Genomic DNA, 19,675 nt, shown 5'->3' with positions numbered 1-19,675 from the left:
CTGACGGGCTAACGTACTAACGGTCGACTGACTGTCAACCTCGACCTCAACCGTTTTGTTGCCTGCCTCGCCTGCCTGCTTGCTTGCTTTTCTTTGCTGCTTCTTTGCTGCTTTTTTCCTGCTTTTCTTGCCAACTTACACGACACTGCGCGGCTCCGCCGGGAGCCGCGCAGTCGACCGCGGGGGTGGCCCCGCGGCGTGTTTTTCAGCTGGAACGCGCTTTCTGCATTCCGGCTTTGCTACAACGATTCAGCTTACTCCGCTGCGATCGACTTGCCCGAAGCGTCCTTCACCTTCGTCTTCCACTGCGACTTGATCTGCTCGACCACCGAAGGCGGCAGCGAGATGTAGTCCAGATCCGTCGCAGCCTGGTTGCCGTTCTTGAACGCCCAGTCGAAGAACTTCAGCGTTTCCGCGCCTTCAGCCGGCTTGTCCTGCGTCGTGTGCAGCAGCACGAACGTCGCGCCGACGACCGGCCATGCGTCCTTGCCCGGCTCGTCCGTCAGGATCTGGTAGAACGTCTTCGACCAGTCAGCGCCAGCAGCCGCTGCCTTGAAGGTTTCCGTCTTCGGCTCAACCACTGCGCCCGTCGTGTTCTTCATTGCCGTGTACGTCATGTGGTTCTGCTTCGCGTACGCCCACTCGACATAGCCGATCGCGCCCGGCAGACGCTGCACGAAGGCCGCGACGCCGTCGTTACCCTTACCGCCCGTGCCGGTCGGCCAGTTGACGGTCGTGCCTTCGCCGACCTTCGACTTCCACTCGCCGTTGACCTTCGACAGGTAATTCGTCCAGATGAAGCTGGTGCCCGAACCGTCAGCGCGGCGCACCACTGCGATATCCGTATCCGGCAGCTTTGCCTTCGGGTTCAGTGCGGCGATCGCCGGGTCGTTCCACTTCTTGATCTTGCCGAGGTAGATGTCGCCGAGCACTTCGCCCGACAGCACAATTTCGCCGGCCTTCACGCCGGGCAGGTTGACGACGGGCACCACGCCGCCGACGACCGTCGGAAACTGGAAAAGACCGTCTTTCGCGAGTTCGTCATCCTTGAGCGGAGCGTCCGAACCGGCAAAATCGACCGTCTTTGCAATGATCTGCTTGATACCACCGGAGGAGCCGATGCCCTGGTAGTTGACCTTGCCGCCGCCGTTCTTCTGATAGGCGTCTGCCCATTTCGTGTAAATCGGTGCCGCAAAGGTGCTGCCCGCGCCGGTAATATCAGTTGCTGCATGCGCTGCGATCGCGAAGAGCGCGCCAGCGATGCCAGCGAACGCGGTTTGCATCAATTTCATGAGACCTCCAGTGGTGTGAGCGGATGACACGACACCGCGAAGAATAGGGTCTCCCTGTGACAGTAATGTGACTGTCCGTGAAGCTGACGTGACAAATCCATTACACAATCGAAAGGCGCAGGCGAACCGATCGTACTCGTAAGCGTGCGGTTTCGCTATGCGTTTGAACTGAAGAATGCGCGCCTGCCGCTACAAAAGTTCGGTTTCATGCGGCTTGCGCCGAAGCTGACAAGCCCGGGCGGCCTCAAAATGGGGCACGCCATGGCGCGGCCACGAGCCTACCTGTGACAGGCCGCCGCGGCTCGAAAATTATCTGACGAAAGAGGTGACAGTCGACGGTGACAGTCGCGATGCGCGCCAGGCGGTTGATGCCGTGGCGCGCTACGGATTTGCGACTGGGACGAACGGCTTGCTCAGCTTGTTGCCCGGCGGACGACTTCCGCGATGGTTTCCGCGTGTTCGAGCGCGTCCTGTTCGCGCGCGGCCTCGACCATGACACGCAAGACCGGCTCGGTGCCCGAGGCGCGAATCAGTACGCGTCCGCTGCCGTCGAGCGCGCCCTGGGCCGCGCTGATCGCGCTCCGGATCGCATCGCTGCCCTTCCAGTCGGCACCCGGCTGCATGCGTACGTTGATCAGTTTCTGCGGGAACAGCGTCACGCCTTCGAGCAACTGCGCGAGCGACTTGCCGCTGCGCTGCATCGCCGCGAGCACCAGCAACGCCGATACGATGCCATCGCCGGTCGAATGGCGGTCCAGCGACAGGATATGCCCCGAACCCTCGGCGCCGAGCTGCCAGCCGCGCTCGCGCAATTTCTCGAGCACATAGCGGTCGCCGACCGCCGCGCGCACGAATTCCACGCCCTCGCGCTGCAGCGCGACTTCGACTGCCATGTTGGTCATCAACGTCCCGACCGCGCCGTCGACCTTGCCGTCGGTCGAGATGCGATCCTTGACGAGCACGTACAGCAGTTCGTCGCCGTTGAAGAGCCGGCCGGTAGAATCGACGATCTGAAGGCGGTCCGCATCGCCGTCGAGCGCGATGCCGAGGTCCGCATTGTTGGCCCGCACCGCGCGCATCAGCGCATCGGGCGCGGTCGCACCAACGCCGTCGTTGATGTTGAAGCCGTTCGGCGCGACGCCGATCGGCACCACGTCCGCGCCGAGCTCGTGGAATACGTGCGGCGCGACATCGTAGGCAGCGCCATGCGCGCAATCGACGACGAGCTTCATGCCGTGCAGGTCGTAGTTCGCAGGGAACGTGCTCTTGCAGAACTCGATGTAGCGGCCGGCAGCATCGTCAAGACGTCGCGCCTTGCCGAGCTGCTCGGACGGCGCGCAATCGAGCGGCTGTTCGAGTCGCTGCTCGATTTGGGCTTCGACTTCGTCGGGTAGCTTGTTGCCGTCCGCGGAAAAGAACTTGATGCCGTTGTCGTAGTACGGGTTGTGCGATGCGCTGATCACGACGCCGGCCGCGAGACGCAGCGCGCGCGTCAGATACGCGACGCCGGGCGTCGGCATCGGGCCGGCAAGCATCACGTCGACGCCCGCGGCCGAAAAGCCCGATTCGAGCGCCGCTTCGAGCATGTAGCCCGACACTCGCGTGTCCTTGCCGATCAGAACCGTCGGGCGCGTGCCGCTCTTCGTCCAGCGATCCGCACCCGCCAGCACCTTGCCGGCCGCATAGCCGAGCCGCAATACGAAGTCCGGCGTGATCGGCGCGTCGCCGACTTTGCCCCGAATGCCATCTGTACCGAAGTAGCGCCGTGTCATTGTTGGGTTTTCCTCTTTGTGGAGTCAGCTGCGGCGTGCCGCGGCACGCGTTGCCGACCATATCTTCAGTGCATCGACCGTTTGCGCGACGTCGTGTACACGAATGATCGACGCGCCGCGCTCAGCCGCACACACCGCGGCTGCAATGCTTGCTGCTACCCGTTCGCTTGCTACCGTGCGGCCGGTCACCGCGCCGAGCATCGACTTGCGCGATATGCCGGCGAGTACCGGAAGCGGCGCAGTGCCGCCCGGTGCCGTCTCAGGCAGGTGCGCAAGCAAAGTGTAATTGTGCTCGACTGTCTTGCCGAAACCAAATCCCGGATCGACGACGAGACGCTGCCGCGCGACCCCCGCTTGTAGCAGCGCTTCCGTTCGCTCGACAAGGAACGCCCGAACATCCGCGACGACGTCGCGATACGCGGGCTCGCCGACCTGCATCGTGCGGGGCTCGCCGAGCATATGCATCGCGCACAAGGCACAGGCGCTGTCGCGCACCGCGTCGATCGCGCCGGGCATCCGGAAAGCCCAGATATCGTTAATCATGTCGGCTCCGGCTGCAAGCGCGGCGCGCATGACTTCCGGCTTATACGTGTCGATTGACAACGGCAGGTTCGCACCGCGCAACTGTTCGATCAGCGGGATGACGCGCGCCAGCTCGTCATCGAGCGCGACGGGCGGCGCACCGGGCCGCGTCGACTCGCCGCCGATATCGATGATGTCCGCGCCGTCGAGCAGCATCCGTTCTGCCTGGCGCAGCGCATCGCCTTGCGCGATGTAGCTGCCGCCGTCCGAAAACGAATCGGGCGTGACGTTGAGGATGCCCATGACGAGCGGGCGCTCGAACGACAGGGTGAAGCGGCCACATTGCAGCGGCTCGTCATGTTGCCTCGGAGATGCGTCAGTAGACACGGATGAGAGAGCGTGAAGTTGAGTGAATCCGGTTTTGGCAACCGGCTTGATGGAACCGGTGACGCGAATCCCTTTTTTGGACAAGCCCCCGCTTGTTAGAACTTGTTCGGCGCTAATCCGACTACATGAGTCCACAAAATACAAAACGGGCCGGTGCGATGGACACCGGCCCGTGTACTGAGTAAGGCCTCGATCAGGCCGGCGCCGTGGCGCTACCCGGCTTGACTTCAGCGCCCGGGCTGCTGCCGCCCGACGGCGCATCGCCCGGCGACGGCGAACTCTTCGGCGAGCGCGGCGGACGACCAGCCATGATGTCGTTGATCTGGTCGGCGTCGATCGTTTCCCATTCCATCAGCGCCGCAGTCATGGCTTCAACCTTGTCGCGGTTCTCGTCCAGCAGACGCTTCGCGAGGTTGTACTGCTGATCCAGCACGCTGCGGATTTCCGCGTCGACCTTCTGCTGCGTCGCTTCCGAAATGGTGCGTGTGAAACCGCGGCCAAACGGCGATGCATCGTTTTCGTCGTCGACATAGACCATCGGCCCCAACGCGTCCGTCATGCCGAAGCGCGCGACCATTGCGCGGGCGGTCGCCGTCGCCTTGTTGAAGTCGTCCGACGCGCCGGTGCTGATCAGGTTCAGGAACAGCTCTTCGGCAACCCGGCCGCCGAACAGGATCGCGAGGCGATCCAGCAGGTATTCCTTCGAGTACGTCTCGTTGTCGTGCTCCGGCAGCTGCCACGTCACACCGAGTGCACGGCCGCGCGGAATGATCGTGACCTTGTGCACCGGGTCCGCCTTCGGCAGCAGCTTCGCAATCACCGCGTGACCGGACTCGTGATAAGCCGTTGCGCGCTTCGCGTCCTCGCGGATCACCGCCGACTTGCGCTCCGGACCCATGAAGATCTTGTCTTTCGCGTCTTCAAAGTCCTGCATCTCGACGATGCGCTTGCCACGACGTGCGGCGAACAGCGCCGCTTCGTTCACGAGGTTCGCGAGATCGGCGCCCGAAAAGCCCGGCGTGCCGCGCGCGATCACTGCCGCATCGACGTCGTTCGCAATCGGCACCTTGCGCAGATGCACCTTCATGATGTGCTCACGACCGCGGATATCAGGCAAGCCGACATAGACCTGGCGGTCGAAACGGCCCGGGCGCAGCAGCGCCTTGTCGAGCACGTCCGAACGGTTCGTCGCGGCGATCACGATCACACCGGAATTCGCCTCAAAGCCGTCCATCTCGACGAGCATCTGGTTCAACGTCTGCTCGCGTTCGTCGTTGCCGCCGCCCATGCCGGCGCCACGATGGCGGCCAACCGCGTCGATTTCGTCGATGAACACGATACAGGGCGCGTGCTTCTTCGCCTGCTCGAACATGTCGCGCACACGTGCGGCACCGACACCGACGAACATTTCGACGAAGTCCGAACCCGAGATGCTGAAGAACGGCACTTTCGCTTCACCGGCAATGGCGCGCGCGAGCAGCGTCTTACCGGTTCCCGGCGGGCCGACAAGCAGTACGCCGCGCGGAATGCGCCCGCCCAGCTTCTGGAACTTTTGTGGATCGCGCAGGAAGTCGACCAGTTCGGACACTTCTTCCTTCGCTTCGTCGCAGCCGGCGACGTCGGAGAAATTGATTGCGTTGTTGTTCTCGTCGATCAGGCGCGCCCGGGATTTCCCGAACGAGAAGGCCCCGCCTTTGCCGCCCCCCTGCATCTGCCTCATCATGTAGAACCAGAAGCCGATAATGAGGATCGTCGGACCGAGGTAGTACAACGCGGAAACGAGTGCGTTCGGTTCGTCGTCAGCCTTGCCGCTGACCTGAACGCCATACTTCATGAGGTCGCCGACCATCCAGATGTCGCCCGGCGACACGATCTGGTATTTCTGGCCGTCCGCCGGGGTCACCGTCAGATTGCGGCCCTGGACGATGACGCTCTTGACCTTGCCGCTTTTCGCATCGTCCATGAACTGCGAATAGGAAACGCCTTCCTGGACACGGGGCTTGTCGAACTGCTTGAACACCGTAAACAGCACCAGTGCGATAACCAGCCACACTGCCGCCTTCGAAAACATGTTGTTGTTCAAAGCACCACTCCTTCACTCATAGACAAGCGCCTACATTTGCCTTGCGGCACCACTCAGGCATTCTAATCCAGACCGCAGACCCCTGCCATAAGCATTCGCTAGCGCATATATAGCGAGCCGCACAACGCCGGCGCCGTTTTCCGGCACATTGAAAATAACAAACTGGCATTTGAATCGCGTTTTTCAACGGGGACGCTTCAAATGTTTGCCCAAAATAAACGTCTCAGACGATTTGTCCCGCGATGCTTTCGGTTTGCGGGCTGCCACCGTCTTAAACTGCTGCTTGAACTTTTCGACGATCTGACTGTAACCGCTGCCGTGAAAACATTTGACTAAAAGGGCACCATCCGGCTTCAGGTGGTTCTGCGAAAACTCCAGCGCGAGGTCGCAAACATGCTCGATTCGCGCGGCATCCGCCACCGCCACTCCGGACAGGTTGGGCGCCATATCAGAAATTACAAGGTCGACAAGGCGTTCGCCGACCACTTCTTCCAGCTGTTCGAGCACGCTGTCTTCGCGGAAGTCGCCCTGGATGAAGTGCACATCCGCGATCGGCTCCATCGGCAGCAGATCGAGCGCGATGATCGTGCCGTCGATGCCGCCTTCGCGCGCCGCATCGCGCCGCGGACTCTGGGCGAGCTTGTTGCGCGCGTACTGGCTCCAGCTGCCGGGCGCAGCGCCGAGGTCGACGATGACCTGGCCCGGGCGGATCAGCTTGTCCTGCTCATCGATCTCTTTGAGCTTGTAGGCGGCACGGGCGCGATAGCCCTCCCGTTGCGCCATTTTCACGTACGGATCGTTGATGTGGTCGTGCAGCCACGACTGGTTAAAGCGGTTTTTTGCCATTAATCGTTGAACTTTTGCTGCGTGATGCCGCACTTTTAGCGGATAATACGCGTTTAATCTGTGCGGCTGCGGGCGCGCCGCTTTTGGGTCCGCATTCTGATCCGTACCGGGTTGTTTGTTCCTGGCCGTTTTTTCCGGTCGTTTTTTCGCCCGCACCTATAGCCAACTCAACCGCCAGCAAAACAGCCAGCACCTATAGCCCGCACCTGCCTGCCGCTGCGCGTTCGCGCCGCGGTCGTATCAGATGCACACTCTACGTATGCCGCCGCGTGCAGACCGCGGTCGCAGCGGTGCCATTTTAGTCGAGTCCCTCACCTTCCATGCCAGCCCTCAAAGTCTCCTCCGAACAACGCGCCTCGCTGCGCTCGCAGGCTCATGCGCTCAAACCCGTCGTGCTCGTAGGCGCCGAGGGCTTGACCGATGCCGTGCTGGCAGAAATCGAAGTCCACCTGGTCGCCCACGAACTGATCAAGATTCGCGTATTCGGCGACGAGCGCGACGAACGTGTCGCGATCTACGACGAAATCTGCGATCGCCTCGGCGCCGCGCCGATCCAGCATATCGGTAAGCTGCTCGTGATCTGGAAGCCCGAAGCCGCGCGTCCCGCAACCCGGTCGTCGCGTCGCAATGCCTTGCCGAGCGCGGGCGAAGCCGCTGCCGCCGAAAAAGAATCCGCGCGGGGCCGGGCACCGCGCGTCGTCAAGGTCGTCAAGACTTCCACCGATAACCCGATGCGCCGGCCGAAGCCGCAGAAGGTTCTGGTACGCGGCAACGAACGCGTGACCGCGGGCGGCAATATCAAGCGCGCAAAGAAACGGCAGACCAGCGCGAAGCGGCAACATCAATCGAGCAAATAACCGCTAGGACGCCGCACGCCGCATGCGGCGAAACGTCACAACGAAACTCAAGCGAAGAGGCGGTGCAGGCAAGGCCGCCACATGCAACGGCACCGTGCTTGCGACGTGCGACATGAGGTCGCAGGCGGTAGCTTAACCGCCCTTCCGTACCCAGCCAGGATTCGTCTTTACATCGCGCGGAAGAAGCCGCACAACGTGCGGCTTGAACGCCGACAAACGCCGACAGTCAGCCGGCCGCTTCAGGGCGACCGGCAGCCGATCCCGTGTGCGTCCCTGACATTGCCGCCGCTGTGGCAGTCGGCAATTTCCAAACGAGCACGAGCGCCAGCAGACTCTCAATCAGATAGAACAGACTCGACACGCCGTGCAGCATACCGAAGCGGCTCGCATAAACCGAATGGCCGACATCCGTGCCTGCTTCCTGCGCCGCGATGCGCAGTGCGTTCATAAACGGCTGCAGCGCGAAATATCCGACCAGCACGCAGACGAGCATGCCGGCCACGAGCCAGCGCAGCCGTTTATACGCGATCTCGTCGCGGCGAATCAGCACGTTGCACAGCGCAAGCAGCAACACGCCGCACACGACGCCGATCACGCCTTCGATGCGAAACAGCTGCGCAGCAACGGAACCCGCCGTGATGCGATCGAGCGACGCGAACAGCACGGGCACGACCGCATAGCCGATCGTCAGCAGACTGCCGACCCACACGACCGTCAACAGGCGGAAGATTCGATGCGGCATCGAGATCACCGGGCGCGTATCGGAGTTAAACGTAACGAACCGAGATGATCTCGTATTCGCGCACACCGCTCGGCGCCTGCACCGATGCGACATCGCCTTCGGACTTGCCGATCAGTGCGCGCGCGATCGGCGAGCTCACCGAGATCAGGCCGTGCGCGAGATCCGCTTCGTCGTCACCGACGATCTGATAGGTCACGGTGTCGCCGCTGTTGAGATCTTCGAGCTCGACCGTAGCCGCAAACACGACGCGCCCTTCCGCATCGAGTGCGGCGGGGTCGATGATCTGCGCGGCAGCCAGCTTCGATTCGATGTCGGCGATACGCCCTTCGATAAAACCCTGCTTCTCTTTTGCTGCGTCGTATTCGGCGTTTTCCGACAGATCGCCCTGGGCACGCGCTTCCGCGATCGAATTGATGACCGCAGGACGTTCAACCGATTTCAGGCGCTGCAATTCATCGCGCAATTGGTCAGCGCCGCGTTTCGTCAATGGAATAGTGCTCATAAACAACTCTTTGGCAAAAAAACGGCCTTCAAAAAAATCAACCGCGGTTAAGTGCATCCCCAAAGAGGTACCCGATCCCGGGGCGCTCGTACAAGAGCCCGATCCGGTACCTTCAGGGACGCCGCTTAACCGCGGCACATACAGCTTCGACTCAGATTCGAAGCCTTAGTTTAGGCGAGCATGAAGCCCTTGTAAATCATAGACCTCGAGATCCTTCAGATACCGCAGACCCTCGACCGCCGCCCGCGCCCCCGACATGGTCGTGTAGTACGTGACCTTGTTCGCCTGCGCGCTCATGCGGATCGAACGCGAATCGGCGATCGCCGCGCGCGTTTCGTCGACGGTGGTAAACACCAATGCGATCTCGCCGTTCTTGATCATATCGACAATATGCGGGCGACCGTCCTTCACCTTGTTGACGACGCGCACCGGCACACCCGCCGCCTCGATCGCCGCGGCCGTACCCTTCGTTGCGACGAGCGGGTAGCCCAACTCATGCAGCATACGCGCGACTTCGACGGCCTTCGGCTTGTCGGCGTCCATCACCGTGAGCAGCACCGTGCCCGACTCGGGCAAGCGCGAACCTGCGGCAAGTTGCGACTTGAAAAGCGCCTCGCCGAACGTTTGGCCCACGCCCATTACTTCGCCGGTCGAACGCATTTCCGGTCCGAGCACCGGGTCGACGGTCGGGAACTTGATGAACGGGAACACCGCTTCCTTCACGCTGAAGTACGGCGGAACGACTTCCTTCGTCACGCCTTGCTGCGCGAGCTTCTGACCGACCATCGCACGCGCGGCGATCTTCGCGAGCGGCAGGCTCGTTGCCTTCGACACATACGGCACCGTGCGCGACGCACGCGGATTCACTTCGAGCACGTAGATCACATCGCGCTTCGAGCCGTCCTGCTGCGGCACCTGCTGGATCGCGAACTGCACGTTCATCAGGCCGACCACATTCAACGCTTTCGCCATCGCGGCAGTCTGCCGCTTCAGTTCGACGACCGTTTCCTGCGACAGCGAATACGGCGGCAACGAACACGCCGAGTCGCCCGAGTGCACGCCCGCCTGCTCGATGTGCTCCATCACGCCGCCGATAAACACCGCGTCGCCATCGGAGATGCAGTCGACGTCACATTCGATCGCGTCGTTAAGGAAGCGGTCGAGCAGCACCGGCGAATCGTGGCTGACCTTCACCGCCTCGCGCATATAACGCTCGAGGTCGCGCGGCTCGTGCACGATCTCCATCGCGCGGCCGCCGAGCACATACGACGGACGCACGACGAGCGGGTAACCGATTTCGTCGGCGAGCTTCAACGCTTCGTCTTCGTTGCGGGCGGTGCGGTTCGGCGGCTGGCGCAGTTGCAGCTGCTGCAAAAGCTTCTGGAAACGCTCGCGGTCTTCCGCTGCGTCGATCATGTCCGGCGACGTGCCGACGATCGGCACACCGTTCGCCTCGAGATCGAGCGCGAGCTTCAGCGGCGTCTGACCGCCGTACTGCACGATCACGCCGAGCGGCTTTTCCTTGTCGACGATTTCGAGCACGTCTTCGAGCGTCAGCGGTTCGAAGTACAGACGGTCCGATGTGTCGTAGTCGGTCGACACGGTCTCGGGATTGCAGTTGACCATGATCGTTTCATAGCCGTCTTCGCGCATCGCGAGCGCCGCGTGCACGCAGCAGTAGTCGAACTCGATGCCCTGGCCGATGCGGTTCGGACCGCCGCCGAGCACCATGATCTTTTTGTTGTTCGTCGGGTTTGCTTCGCACTCGTCTTCGTACGTCGAGTACATATACGCGGTCTTCGTCGCGAACTCGGCCGCGCACGTGTCGACCCGCTTGTACACCGGACGCACGTTCAGTTCGATACGACGCGCGCGCACTTCGGCGGGCTTCGCCTTCAGCAGCTTCGCGAGGCGCCGGTCCGAGAAACCGCTCTGCTTCAGGTAGCGCAACTCCTCAGCGGACAGGCTCGCGAGCGTGCGGCCCTCAAGCGCCTTCTCCTTCAGCACGATCTGTTCGATCTGCGCGAGGAACCACGGGTCAATTGCGGTTTCCTCGAAAATTTCCTGCGGCGTGAGGCCGAGACGGAACGCATCGCCGACATACCAGATGCGGTCCGGTCCGGCTTCGCCGATCTCGCGAATCACTTCGTCGCGGCTCGCGGTCTTTTCGTCGAGCCCGTCGACGCCGACTTCGAGGCCGCGCAGCGCCTTCTGGAACGATTCCTGGAACGTGCGGCCGATCGCCATCACTTCGCCGACCGACTTCATCTGCGTGGTCAAACGCGGGTCGGCTTCGCGGAACTTCTCGAACGCAAAGCGCGGAATCTTCGTGACGACGTAATCGATGGTCGGTTCGAACGACGCCGGCGTCTGACCGCCGGTGATCTCGTTCTTCAGTTCGTCGAGCGTATAGCCGACCGCGAGCTTCGCGGCGACCTTCGCGATCGGGAAGCCAGTCGCCTTCGATGCGAGCGCGGACGAACGCGACACACGCGGGTTCATCTCGATCACGATCATGCGGCCGTCCTTCGGGTTGATCGCGAACTGCACGTTCGAGCCGCCCGTATCGACGCCGATCTCGCGCAGCACCGCGAGCGACGCGTTACGCAGGATCTGATATTCCTTGTCGGTGAGCGTTTGCGCCGGCGCGACCGTAATCGAATCGCCGGTGTGAATGCCCATCGGGTCGAGGTTTTCGATCGAGCAGACGATGATGCAGTTATCCGCGCGGTCGCGGACCACTTCCATCTCGTACTCTTTCCAGCCGAGCAGCGACTCTTCGATCAGCAGTTCGCGCGTCGGCGACAGGTCGAGGCCGCGCTTGCAGATTTCTTCGAACTCCTCGCGGTTGTACGCGATGCCGCCGCCCGAGCCGCCAAGCGTGAAGGACGGACGGATCACGACCGGATAGCCGATGCCGCCGGTTTGCACCGCGATTTCGCCCTGCACCTTCAGCGCTTCTTCCATCGAATGCGCGGTGCCCGACTTCGCCGAGCCAAGGCCGATCTTCGTCATCGCGTCCTTGAACTTCTGGCGGTCTTCGGCCTTGTCGATCGCTTCCGGCGACGCGCCGATCAGCTCGACGTTGTACTTCGTGAGCACGCCGTGGTGATGCAGATCGAGCGCGCAATTGAGCGCGGTCTGGCCGCCCATCGTCGGCAGCACCGCGTCGGGGCGCTCCTTCGCGATGATGCGCTCGACCACTTCCCACGTGATCGGCTCGATATAGGTGACGTCGGCCGTGTTCGGGTCGGTCATGATCGTCGCCGGATTGCTGTTGACGAGAATGACCTTGTAGCCCTCTTCACGCAGCGCCTTGCAGGCCTGCGCGCCCGAGTAATCGAACTCGCACGCCTGGCCGATGATGATCGGACCCGCGCCGATGATGAGGATGCTTTTGATGTCTGTCCGCTTGGGCATAACGCTCTCGCTAATCTTTGATGCAGTGTCGACTGGAGTGGGCGCTTGAGCGCTTACTCCGGTCCCATGCAGGGTTACTGCGGTTCTTTCCGGTGGCGCACTGAAGTCGCGGGGCCGGTATGACCGCCCCGCTACGCGCGCCCAGTTCTATTTCGCGTACGCGAGCGAGATGCTTATGCCGCCGCGGTATGGCTATTGGCGCTGCTGTGCTTGCGGGCATCCATCAGCGCGGTGAAGCGGTCGAACAGATAGCCGATGTCATGCGGACCCGGCGACGCTTCCGGGTGACCCTGGAAGCAGAACGCGGGCTTGTCGGTCAGCGCGAAGCCCTGCAGCGTGCCGTCGAACAGCGACACGTGCGTGACCTTCGCGTTCGCGGGCAGCGTGGCCGCATCGACCGCGAAGCCGTGATTCTGCGACGTGATCACGACACGGCCGTCTGCGAGATCCTTGACCGGATGGTTCGCGCCGTGGTGGCCGGTTTTCATCTTCATGGTCTTCGCGCCGACCGCGAGGCCCATGATCTGATGGCCGAGGCAGATGCCGAAGGTCGGAATGCCGCGCGCGATAAATTCGCGCGTCGCTTCGATCGCGTAGTCGCACGGCTCCGGGTCGCCGGGACCGTTCGACAGGAACACGCCGTCCGGGTTGAGCGCGAACGCGTCGGCCGCGGTGGCTTCAGCGGGCAGCACGGTCACCTGGCAGCCGCGCTCCGCGAGCATGCGCAGGATGTTGTGCTTGACGCCGTAGTCGAAGGCGACCACACGATACTTCGGCGTGTTCTGCAGGCCGAAGCCGCTGCCGAGGCGCCACTCGGTCTGCTTCCACTCGTACTGGCTTTTCGTCGATACGACCTTCGCGAGGTCCATGCCCGCGAGGCCGGGGAACGAACGCGCGAGCTCGATTGCCTTCGTTTCGTCATCGGAGCCGGCGAGAATGGCGCCGTTCTGCGCGCCCTCGTCGCGCAGAATGCGCGTGAGCTTGCGCGTATCGAGACCGGCGATCGCAACGACGCCTTCGTCGCGCAGATAGTCGGACAGCGTACGCTCCATGCGGAAGTTCGACGCGAGAACCGGCAGATCGCGGATGATCAGGCCGGCGGCATGGACTTTCGTGGCTTCTACGTCTTCTGCATTGACGCCGACATTGCCGATATGCGGATACGTCAGCGTGACGATCTGCTGCGCGTAGCTCGGGTCGGTCAGGATTTCCTGATAGCCGGTGATCGCCGTGTTGAACACGACTTCACCGATCGTATGACCGGCGGCGCCGATCGAGTAACCACGAAAGACCGTGCCGTCGGCAAGCGCGAGCAGAGCGGGAGAAAATGACGGCAACACGGGGGACTCCTTGGCGGAACACCCTGTTGCCGACCTGTTCATCCGCTCGTGCCGATGCGTGCGCGTTGTGCGACAGCGTGCCGGCCGATGCAGGCGTGAGCCCGCTCGCGTGGCGCGGCCGGATCGCTTTGAGTTCGCAGGGTTCGCATCTTGCGCGGCCAGTCCGCGACGGAGGCGGAAACAGCGGCGCGACGAGAGCAAAGCCGGAAGCGAAACAGCGGGCGCGGCGGCGGATGAACGGTTTAAAAGAGGTAGGCGCTAGGGTGCGGGTTGATAAGCTCAAACCTTGGAATTATAGCCCGAAAGCGCCCTTCCCTTCAAATCCGAGATAGCTGCGCCGGCGCGCGAACCGCTCCACGGAGCTTGCGACTGAGGCCTACGACTGCTGCTTCGCGAGCATTTGCGCGGCATCCGGTAGCACCCGGCTCGGCAATACGTACCAGATCGCCCCGGCGATCTGCAGGCCGAGCAGGATCGCCCACGTGGTCAGGTGTGCGGTCGCCGGATAGTGCCCCGCAACCGCCGGCCAGTGCGACAGCACCGCGCCCACACCAACCTGGAAGCCGAAAATCAGCATGAAGATCACGAGGTTCATCGTCGTGTTCGCGCGGCCGATCATGTGCGCCTCGAAATAGCGCGGCAACAGCGCATAACTCAGAATGCCTGTGCCGCCGAAGAAGCCGTACGCCGCCCACAGCAGTCCGGCCGGCAGCGGCGCGTCGACCATGATCAGCACTTGCGTGACGACGAAGAGCGCCCCGCCGATGCCGCAAAACGCGTACAGCGACACGCCGCGCCGCTCGAGACTGCGCGCGGCCGCACCGAAGCCCACGCAGCCGGCCATCATCGCGAAGCCGAGCACCGAGACGAGCGCCGCGGCCGGCCCCGGCTGGAAATCGCTGACGTCGCGCAGCCACGCGCCGACCCAGAGCGACTGCATCGCATAGAACACGCCTTGCGTAATCACGGGGAACGACGCGATTTTCCAGAAAGCCGCGCTGCGCAAAATATCGACCGTGCCCTTGAACTGGCCCATCAGCGTTATGTGGCGCGGCGCGTCCTTCGTGTCGGGCGCGCAGGCCCACAAAATCACGGCCACGACGACGGTCATCACACCGAGGCCGACACAAACCGTGCGCCAGGTCGTCAGCGTGAGCACCCACGTGAGCGGCGAGCCAACCACGACACCGCCGAGTCCGCCGACGGCCATCGTGAGTCCATTGACGAGCGGCAGGCGCGCCGCCGGAAAATGCTGCGCAAGCGCCTTGAACGCGGCGCCCAGGCACACCGACACGCCGATGCCGATCAGGAGGCGTCCGATCATCATTGCGCCAATGCCATGCGCGGCGCCGAACACCCAGATACCCGCGGCTGCGAACAGCAGCATGCCCGCGGTCGTGCGGCGCGAACCGTAGTGGTCGAGCAACACGCCGGCCGGAATCTGCGCGCCGGCGAAGCCGAGGAAATAGAGGCTCGTCAGCAGACCGAGGTCGGTCGCGGACAACCCCATTTCGTGCGTGATGAGCGGCGCAAAACCGAGATTGACCCCGCGAAACACGTACGAGACAAAGTAGCCGGCGGAAAACAGCAGGAAAACGCGAAGTGGAGTCGACAACATTGGCGCTATGCAAACAATGGACAAAGCGGCCTTGCCCTAAAAAGGGGCATCCGCGGCCGGAGCCAGAACATTAAATGATTTGTGAAAAGCGCGCTTAAACGAAAACGCCGCCACAGAAGTGGCGGCGCTAAACAAACGAGGCGTATCGGAGCGCACTGCATGCGCTGCCCCCGCAGCGCATGTTTCGACATCCTCGGCATACCGCCTGTTGTGGTTACTTCTTGGCCTTCTTCGCGTTGGCCGCGGTCTTCTGGCGGCTAGGCGCCGCGGCTTTCGGCGACTTCGCGGCGGACGAATCGGCCGCCGTCGAAACCTTTTTCACGCCGCCCGTCTTGCCCGCATGCCCGGATGCCTTGACGACGCCCGACTTGCCGCGGGTCTTCTGGCTGCTTTTCTCGTTCTTCGACGACTTGTCGTCATCGGCGCTGTCGTTGCCGCCGACGCGCGCACTGATCTTCTGCACACCGCCGCCGCGCACGTCCGTCGCAAGCCGCTCCGGACCGGGCTCGGTCGGCACACGCTTGCCGACCGGCACGTGCAGCACGATCACCTGGCCGGCTCGCACTTCGTTGCGATGCGTGCGGTTCCAGCCCTTCAACTGACCGACCGATACGCCATAGCGGCTCGCCAGCGACGACATCGACTGCGAGCGGCGCACGCGGATCAGCATCTTGCGCGTATCGGGAACGTCCGGCTCCATCGCGAGCACCGCGCCTTCGGCAACGTCGGCGCTGATGTCTTCATCAACGTCGTCGCCACGCGGCACGACGATCGTCGAGCCCGGCTTCAGACGCATGCCGGCCGGAATCTTGTTGACCTCCATCAGCGTGTCCGCGTCGACGCCGATTTTCTGCGCGATCGCAGCCGGACGCGAGCGTTCGGTCACCGTATAAGTGGTCCATGACGACAGCGACCCGCTATACGACTTCAGATTGCGTTCGAATGCGCTGGCGTTGTCGAACGGCAACAGAATCTGCGGCTGGGTGGCGCCGAGAATAACCGGCTTCTTGAACGATGGGTTCAGCGAACGGAACTCTTCCGGCGTCATGTTCGCGAGTTTCGAAGCAACATCGACGTCGATATCGTGCGACGTCGTGACCGTGACGAAGTACGGGTGGTTCGGAATTTCCGGCAGCGTGAGCCCGTACATCTGCGGGTTTTCGATGATGTTCTTCACCGCCTGCAGCTTCGGCACGTAGTTGCGCGTTTCCATCGGCATGCGCAGGCTTTGATAGTCGGTTGGCAAGCCCGCCGCCTCGTTGCGCGCGATCGCGCGCTGCACATTGCCTTCGCCCCAGTTATACGCGGCGAGCGCGAGATACCAGTCGCCGAACATATCGTGCAGCTTGGACAGGTAGTCAAGCGCGGCGCTCGTCGACGCGAGCACGTCGCGGCGCTCGTCCTGCCACATGTTCTGCTTGAGGTTGTACGTGCGGCCCGTGCCCGGCACGAACTGCCACATGCCGGCGGCCTTCGCGACCGACAGCGCCTGCGGGTTATAGGCCGATTCGATGAACGGCAGCAGCGCAAGCTCGGTCGGCATATGCCGCGCCTCGAGCTCTTCGACGATGTGATAGAGGTACTTCTGCGAGCGCTCGGTCATGCGCTGGACGTAGTCCGGACGCTGCGCGTACCAGTTGACCTGCATGTCGACCAGATCGCTCTGCAGATCGGGCATCTGGAAGCCGCGACGAATGCGGCCCCAGAGATCGCTGTCGGCGGTCGTCAGCTGATCGACCGACCCCTGATCGACGTTGATGGTTTCTTTGGCGGAAGCGGTCTTGCGAAGGGTATCGGCTACGGCTTGCTGGGTGGCGGGATTGGAGGGGTTGGAACTGACGGTCGTTGGCCCCTGGCTCGCGCACGCGGCGAGCATCAGAACCAACAACGCGCTAAAGATAAATCTCATGAACGTCTCGGCTTCCCGGAAAGGCTGGAACTGCAACCTGAAACGGCTGGCTGGAATGGCTGGAAAAACACCGCCAACCGGAACGACCCACTGAACGCGAGCTAAGAAGGCGGATTGAAAACCGCAGAGTGAAATGCGGTTGGAATTTGCAGCCGATAGTACGAAAGAGCGCGGTTTCCGTCAATCGGAAATGTGTGAAAAAGCCCGCCAAATCTAAGACTTGGCGGGCTTTTTGATGATTCAGATGAAGATTACCTTAGAGGCGCTCGGGTCAGGGGAACTTTTCGAAGTGCTTTATCGGAATCGATTTTTCCATTCCCGCATTAGCGTAAACGCGGTAAGACGGTCTGACACCGCTTCGTGAAGCTCGTCGGCCAGGGTGGCCTGAACGGCCGGCTCGCCCGCGCGCAGAAAGGGATTCACGGCGCGTTCGTGGGCGATCGTCGTGGGCAAGGTCGGCACGTTGCGCGCGCGCCGCGCGGCCGCTTCGTCGCGCCAGGCCTGCAGCTCGGCATTGCCGGGCTCGCAGGCGAGTGCGAAACGGATATTGGACAGCGTGTACTCGTGCGCGCAATGCACTTCGGTCGCGCCGGGCAGCGCCGCAAGCGAATCGAGCGAATCGAGCATCTGCGCGGGCGTGCCTTCGAAGAGGCGTCCGCAGCCGCAGGCAAACAGCGTATCGCCGCAGAACACGTGAGGTGTGCCGCGCGGGTCCGCGGCCTGGAAATACGCGATATGACCGCTGGTGTGGCCGGGTACATCGAGCACATTGAACTCGAGTGCCGGTTCGGCGATGCTGACGCGGTCGCCGTGGGATAGTCTGTAGGTCAGATGCTCGATCGATTCGCCCGCGGGACCGTACACGGGTATATCCTGGCCTTTCAGCAGATCGGCCACCCCGCCGACGTGGTCGCGATGATGGTGCGTGAGTAAAATAGCGCTCAACCGCCAGCCCCGCTTCGCGAGATAAGCCTGCACCGGGGCAGCCTCACCCGGATCGACCGCCACCGCATGGCGGCCGTCCGATACGAGCCAGATGTAATTGTCTTCGAAGGCCGGGACGGGTACGTATTCAAGCGCATTCATAGGCGACGCATCTTTAACATGTCTGACCGATCGATTATAGACTGGCCCGCCTGGACGGACTCGCCGCCCGGCCGCTACGTGCTGCAGTGGGAGCAGGCGCAGCTCGACCGGGTCGTGTCGGACGTGTTCGGCTTTCACGCGCTGCAACTCGGCCTGCCGCAACTCGACGCGCTGCGTGAAAACCGCATGCCGGGGCGCGGTCTCGTGCTCGACGCGGCGAGCGGCTCGAGCGCGCCGTATCTGCTGCCCGACGGCCAGGCGGGCGGCTTGCCCGGCCGCCACTCGCCGCCTGCACGCAGCACCGTGTGGTGCGATCTGCTCGATCTGCCGTTCGAAGCGCAAAGCGTCGACCTGATCGTGATGCCGCACACGCTCGAATTCACGAGCGACCCGCACCGGCTGCTGCGTGAAGCCGAACGCGTGCTGATGCCCGAGGGCCAGCTCATCATTCTCGGCTTCAATTCGTTGTCGCTATGGGGCGCACGGCAATCGGTCGGCAAGATGACGGGGCGCCCTTTCGTGCCCGCCGCGCACGACCTGATTGCCTTCACGCGCCTCAAGGACTGGATCAAGCTGTTAGGCTTCGACCTTGATCGCGGACGCTTCGGCTGCTATCGTCCGCCCCTCGTCAGCGACGTGTGGCTCAACCGCTACGCGTTCATGGAAGCCGCGGGCGACCGCTGGTGGCCGATTTTCGGCGCCTCGTACATGGTGACGGCGATCAAGCGCGTGCGCGCCATGCGCCTCGTCGGCACAGTCAAGGTCAAAAAACCCGTGCTCGCCCCCGGCCTCGCACCGGCTGCCACGCCCAATACACGCAACAACAATGACATCTGATCTGATCGAAATTTTCACCGACGGCGCCTGCAAGGGCAATCCGGGCCCCGGCGGCTGGGGCGCCATCCTGCGCTTCGGCGAACAGGAAAAAGAACTGTTCGGCGGCGAAGCGAACACCACCAACAACCGGATGGAACTGATGGCGGTGATCGCCGCGCTCGAAGCCTTGAAGCGCCCATGCAAGGCGATCGTGCACACCGACTCGCAGTACGTGCAGAAAGGCATCAGCGAATGGATTCACGGCTGGAAGAAGAAGAACTGGATGACGGCCGCGAAGACGCCTGTGAAGAACGCGGATCTCTGGAAACGGCTCGATGCGCTCGTCGTGCAACACCAGCTCGAATGGCGCTGGGTGAAGGGCCATGCGGGGCATCCGGAAAACGAGCGTGCCGATGCGCTGGCGAATCGCGGCGTGGCCGCGCTCGCCGACCTGTAAAGAACAACCGCCTACACCGCCTATTC

General features: G+C 62.7%; 15 protein-coding genes. 3 read left to right on the top strand and 12 right to left on the bottom strand.

Annotated elements, in window-relative coordinates; translation table 11 throughout:
* Window positions 1-254: 254 nt before the first annotated feature.
* From pstS to KZJ38_RS07670, 5 genes are all read right to left on the bottom strand, one after another.
* Complete coding sequence (pstS, locus tag KZJ38_RS07690) at window positions 255-1,292, bottom strand: phosphate ABC transporter substrate-binding protein PstS (protein WP_219799502.1); 1,038 nt, start codon at window positions 1,290-1,292, stop codon at window positions 255-257.
* Window positions 1,293-1,705: 413 nt separating this feature from the next.
* Complete coding sequence (gene glmM, locus KZJ38_RS07685) at window positions 1,706-3,064, bottom strand: phosphoglucosamine mutase (RefSeq protein ID WP_219799501.1); 1,359 nt, start codon at window positions 3,062-3,064, stop codon at window positions 1,706-1,708.
* Window positions 3,065-3,088: 24 nt separating this feature from the next.
* Entirely contained in the window at window positions 3,089-3,889 is an 801-nt protein-coding gene (gene folP, locus KZJ38_RS07680) for a dihydropteroate synthase (RefSeq protein ID WP_219800169.1), read from the bottom strand.
* A gap of 277 nt (window positions 3,890-4,166) precedes the next feature.
* Complete coding sequence (gene ftsH / locus KZJ38_RS07675; protein WP_219799500.1) at window positions 4,167-6,056, bottom strand: ATP-dependent zinc metalloprotease FtsH; 1,890 nt, start codon at window positions 6,054-6,056, stop codon at window positions 4,167-4,169.
* Between the two features lie 183 nt (window positions 6,057-6,239).
* Entirely contained in the window at window positions 6,240-6,902 is a 663-nt protein-coding gene (locus KZJ38_RS07670) for an RlmE family RNA methyltransferase (RefSeq protein WP_219800168.1), read from the bottom strand.
* A gap of 320 nt (window positions 6,903-7,222) precedes the next feature.
* On the opposite strand from KZJ38_RS07670, the gene KZJ38_RS07665 reads away from it, so the two are divergent.
* Window positions 7,223-7,759 carry a YhbY family RNA-binding protein gene (locus KZJ38_RS07665; RefSeq protein ID WP_219799499.1) on the top strand — a complete coding sequence of 179 codons (537 nt, stop codon included), beginning with the start codon at window positions 7,223-7,225 and terminating at the stop codon, window positions 7,757-7,759.
* Window positions 7,760-7,985: 226 nt separating this feature from the next.
* Here KZJ38_RS07665 and KZJ38_RS07660 read toward each other — a convergent pair whose 3' ends face one another.
* The 7 genes from KZJ38_RS07660 to gloB all read right to left on the bottom strand — a co-directional run bounded on the left by KZJ38_RS07660 (window position 7,986) and on the right by gloB (window position 18,376).
* Window positions 7,986-8,501: a DUF4149 domain-containing protein gene (locus KZJ38_RS07660; RefSeq protein ID WP_219799498.1), complete on the bottom strand. Its 516-nt coding sequence runs from the start codon at window positions 8,499-8,501 to the stop codon at window positions 7,986-7,988.
* Window positions 8,502-8,526: 25 nt separating this feature from the next.
* Window positions 8,527-9,003, bottom strand: coding sequence for a transcription elongation factor GreA (greA, locus tag KZJ38_RS07655; RefSeq protein WP_219799497.1), 477 nt, complete (start codon window positions 9,001-9,003; stop codon window positions 8,527-8,529).
* 165 nt (window positions 9,004-9,168) lie between these two features.
* Entirely contained in the window at window positions 9,169-12,423 is a 3,255-nt protein-coding gene (gene carB / locus KZJ38_RS07650; protein ID WP_219799496.1) for a carbamoyl-phosphate synthase large subunit, read from the bottom strand.
* A gap of 173 nt (window positions 12,424-12,596) precedes the next feature.
* Window positions 12,597-13,763 carry a glutamine-hydrolyzing carbamoyl-phosphate synthase small subunit gene (carA, locus tag KZJ38_RS07645; RefSeq protein ID WP_219799495.1) on the bottom strand — a complete coding sequence of 389 codons (1,167 nt, stop codon included), beginning with the start codon at window positions 13,761-13,763 and terminating at the stop codon, window positions 12,597-12,599.
* Window positions 13,764-14,139: 376 nt separating this feature from the next.
* A complete protein-coding gene (locus tag KZJ38_RS07640; protein WP_219799494.1) occupies window positions 14,140-15,381 on the bottom strand; it encodes an MFS transporter in 1,242 nt (413 codons plus the stop codon).
* 214 nt (window positions 15,382-15,595) lie between these two features.
* Complete coding sequence (locus KZJ38_RS07635) at window positions 15,596-17,290, bottom strand: transglycosylase SLT domain-containing protein (RefSeq protein WP_219799493.1); 1,695 nt, start codon at window positions 17,288-17,290, stop codon at window positions 15,596-15,598.
* Between the two features lie 294 nt (window positions 17,291-17,584).
* Window positions 17,585-18,376: a hydroxyacylglutathione hydrolase gene (gene gloB / locus KZJ38_RS07630; RefSeq protein WP_219799492.1), complete on the bottom strand. Its 792-nt coding sequence runs from the start codon at window positions 18,374-18,376 to the stop codon at window positions 17,585-17,587.
* A gap of 18 nt (window positions 18,377-18,394) precedes the next feature.
* Here gloB and KZJ38_RS07625 point away from each other — a divergent pair, with 18 nt between their 5' ends.
* Both KZJ38_RS07625 and rnhA read left to right on the top strand, forming a co-directional pair.
* A complete protein-coding gene (locus KZJ38_RS07625; protein WP_219799491.1) occupies window positions 18,395-19,213 on the top strand; it encodes a class I SAM-dependent methyltransferase in 819 nt (272 codons plus the stop codon).
* Window positions 19,203-19,649: a ribonuclease HI gene (gene rnhA, locus KZJ38_RS07620; protein WP_219799490.1), complete on the top strand. Its 447-nt coding sequence runs from the start codon at window positions 19,203-19,205 to the stop codon at window positions 19,647-19,649. Before KZJ38_RS07625 ends, rnhA begins: the two co-directional genes overlap by 11 nt.
* Window positions 19,650-19,675 lie beyond the last annotated feature (26 nt).

The sequence above is a fragment of the Paraburkholderia edwinii genome, from assembly GCF_019428685.1.
Taxonomy (GTDB): Bacteria; Pseudomonadota; Gammaproteobacteria; order Burkholderiales; family Burkholderiaceae; genus Paraburkholderia; species Paraburkholderia edwinii.
This window is presented reverse-complemented; position numbering and strand designations above follow the sequence as displayed.

Coding starts and splice junctions, on each gene's coding strand:
- folP (WP_219800169.1), bottom strand. CDS start 3,889: ATGGGCATCCTCAACGTCACGCCCGATTCGTTTTCGGACGGCGGCAGC.
- carB (WP_219799496.1), bottom strand. CDS start 12,423: ATGCCCAAGCGGACAGACATCAAAAGCATCCTCATCATCGGCGCGGGT.
- pstS (WP_219799502.1), bottom strand. CDS start 1,292: ATGAAATTGATGCAAACCGCGTTCGCTGGCATCGCTGGCGCGCTCTTC.
- KZJ38_RS07670 (WP_219800168.1), bottom strand. CDS start 6,902: ATGGCAAAAAACCGCTTTAACCAGTCGTGGCTGCACGACCACATCAAC.
- KZJ38_RS07665 (WP_219799499.1), top strand. CDS start 7,223: ATGCCAGCCCTCAAAGTCTCCTCCGAACAACGCGCCTCGCTGCGCTCG.
- greA (WP_219799497.1), bottom strand. CDS start 9,003: ATGAGCACTATTCCATTGACGAAACGCGGCGCTGACCAATTGCGCGAT.
- rnhA (WP_219799490.1), top strand. CDS start 19,203: ATGACATCTGATCTGATCGAAATTTTCACCGACGGCGCCTGCAAGGGC.
- glmM (WP_219799501.1), bottom strand. CDS start 3,064: ATGACACGGCGCTACTTCGGTACAGATGGCATTCGGGGCAAAGTCGGC.
- gloB (WP_219799492.1), bottom strand. CDS start 18,376: ATGAATGCGCTTGAATACGTACCCGTCCCGGCCTTCGAAGACAATTAC.
- KZJ38_RS07640 (WP_219799494.1), bottom strand. CDS start 15,381: ATGTTGTCGACTCCACTTCGCGTTTTCCTGCTGTTTTCCGCCGGCTAC.
- KZJ38_RS07660 (WP_219799498.1), bottom strand. CDS start 8,501: ATGCCGCATCGAATCTTCCGCCTGTTGACGGTCGTGTGGGTCGGCAGT.
- KZJ38_RS07625 (WP_219799491.1), top strand. CDS start 18,395: ATGTCTGACCGATCGATTATAGACTGGCCCGCCTGGACGGACTCGCCG.
- KZJ38_RS07635 (WP_219799493.1), bottom strand. CDS start 17,290: ATGAGATTTATCTTTAGCGCGTTGTTGGTTCTGATGCTCGCCGCGTGC.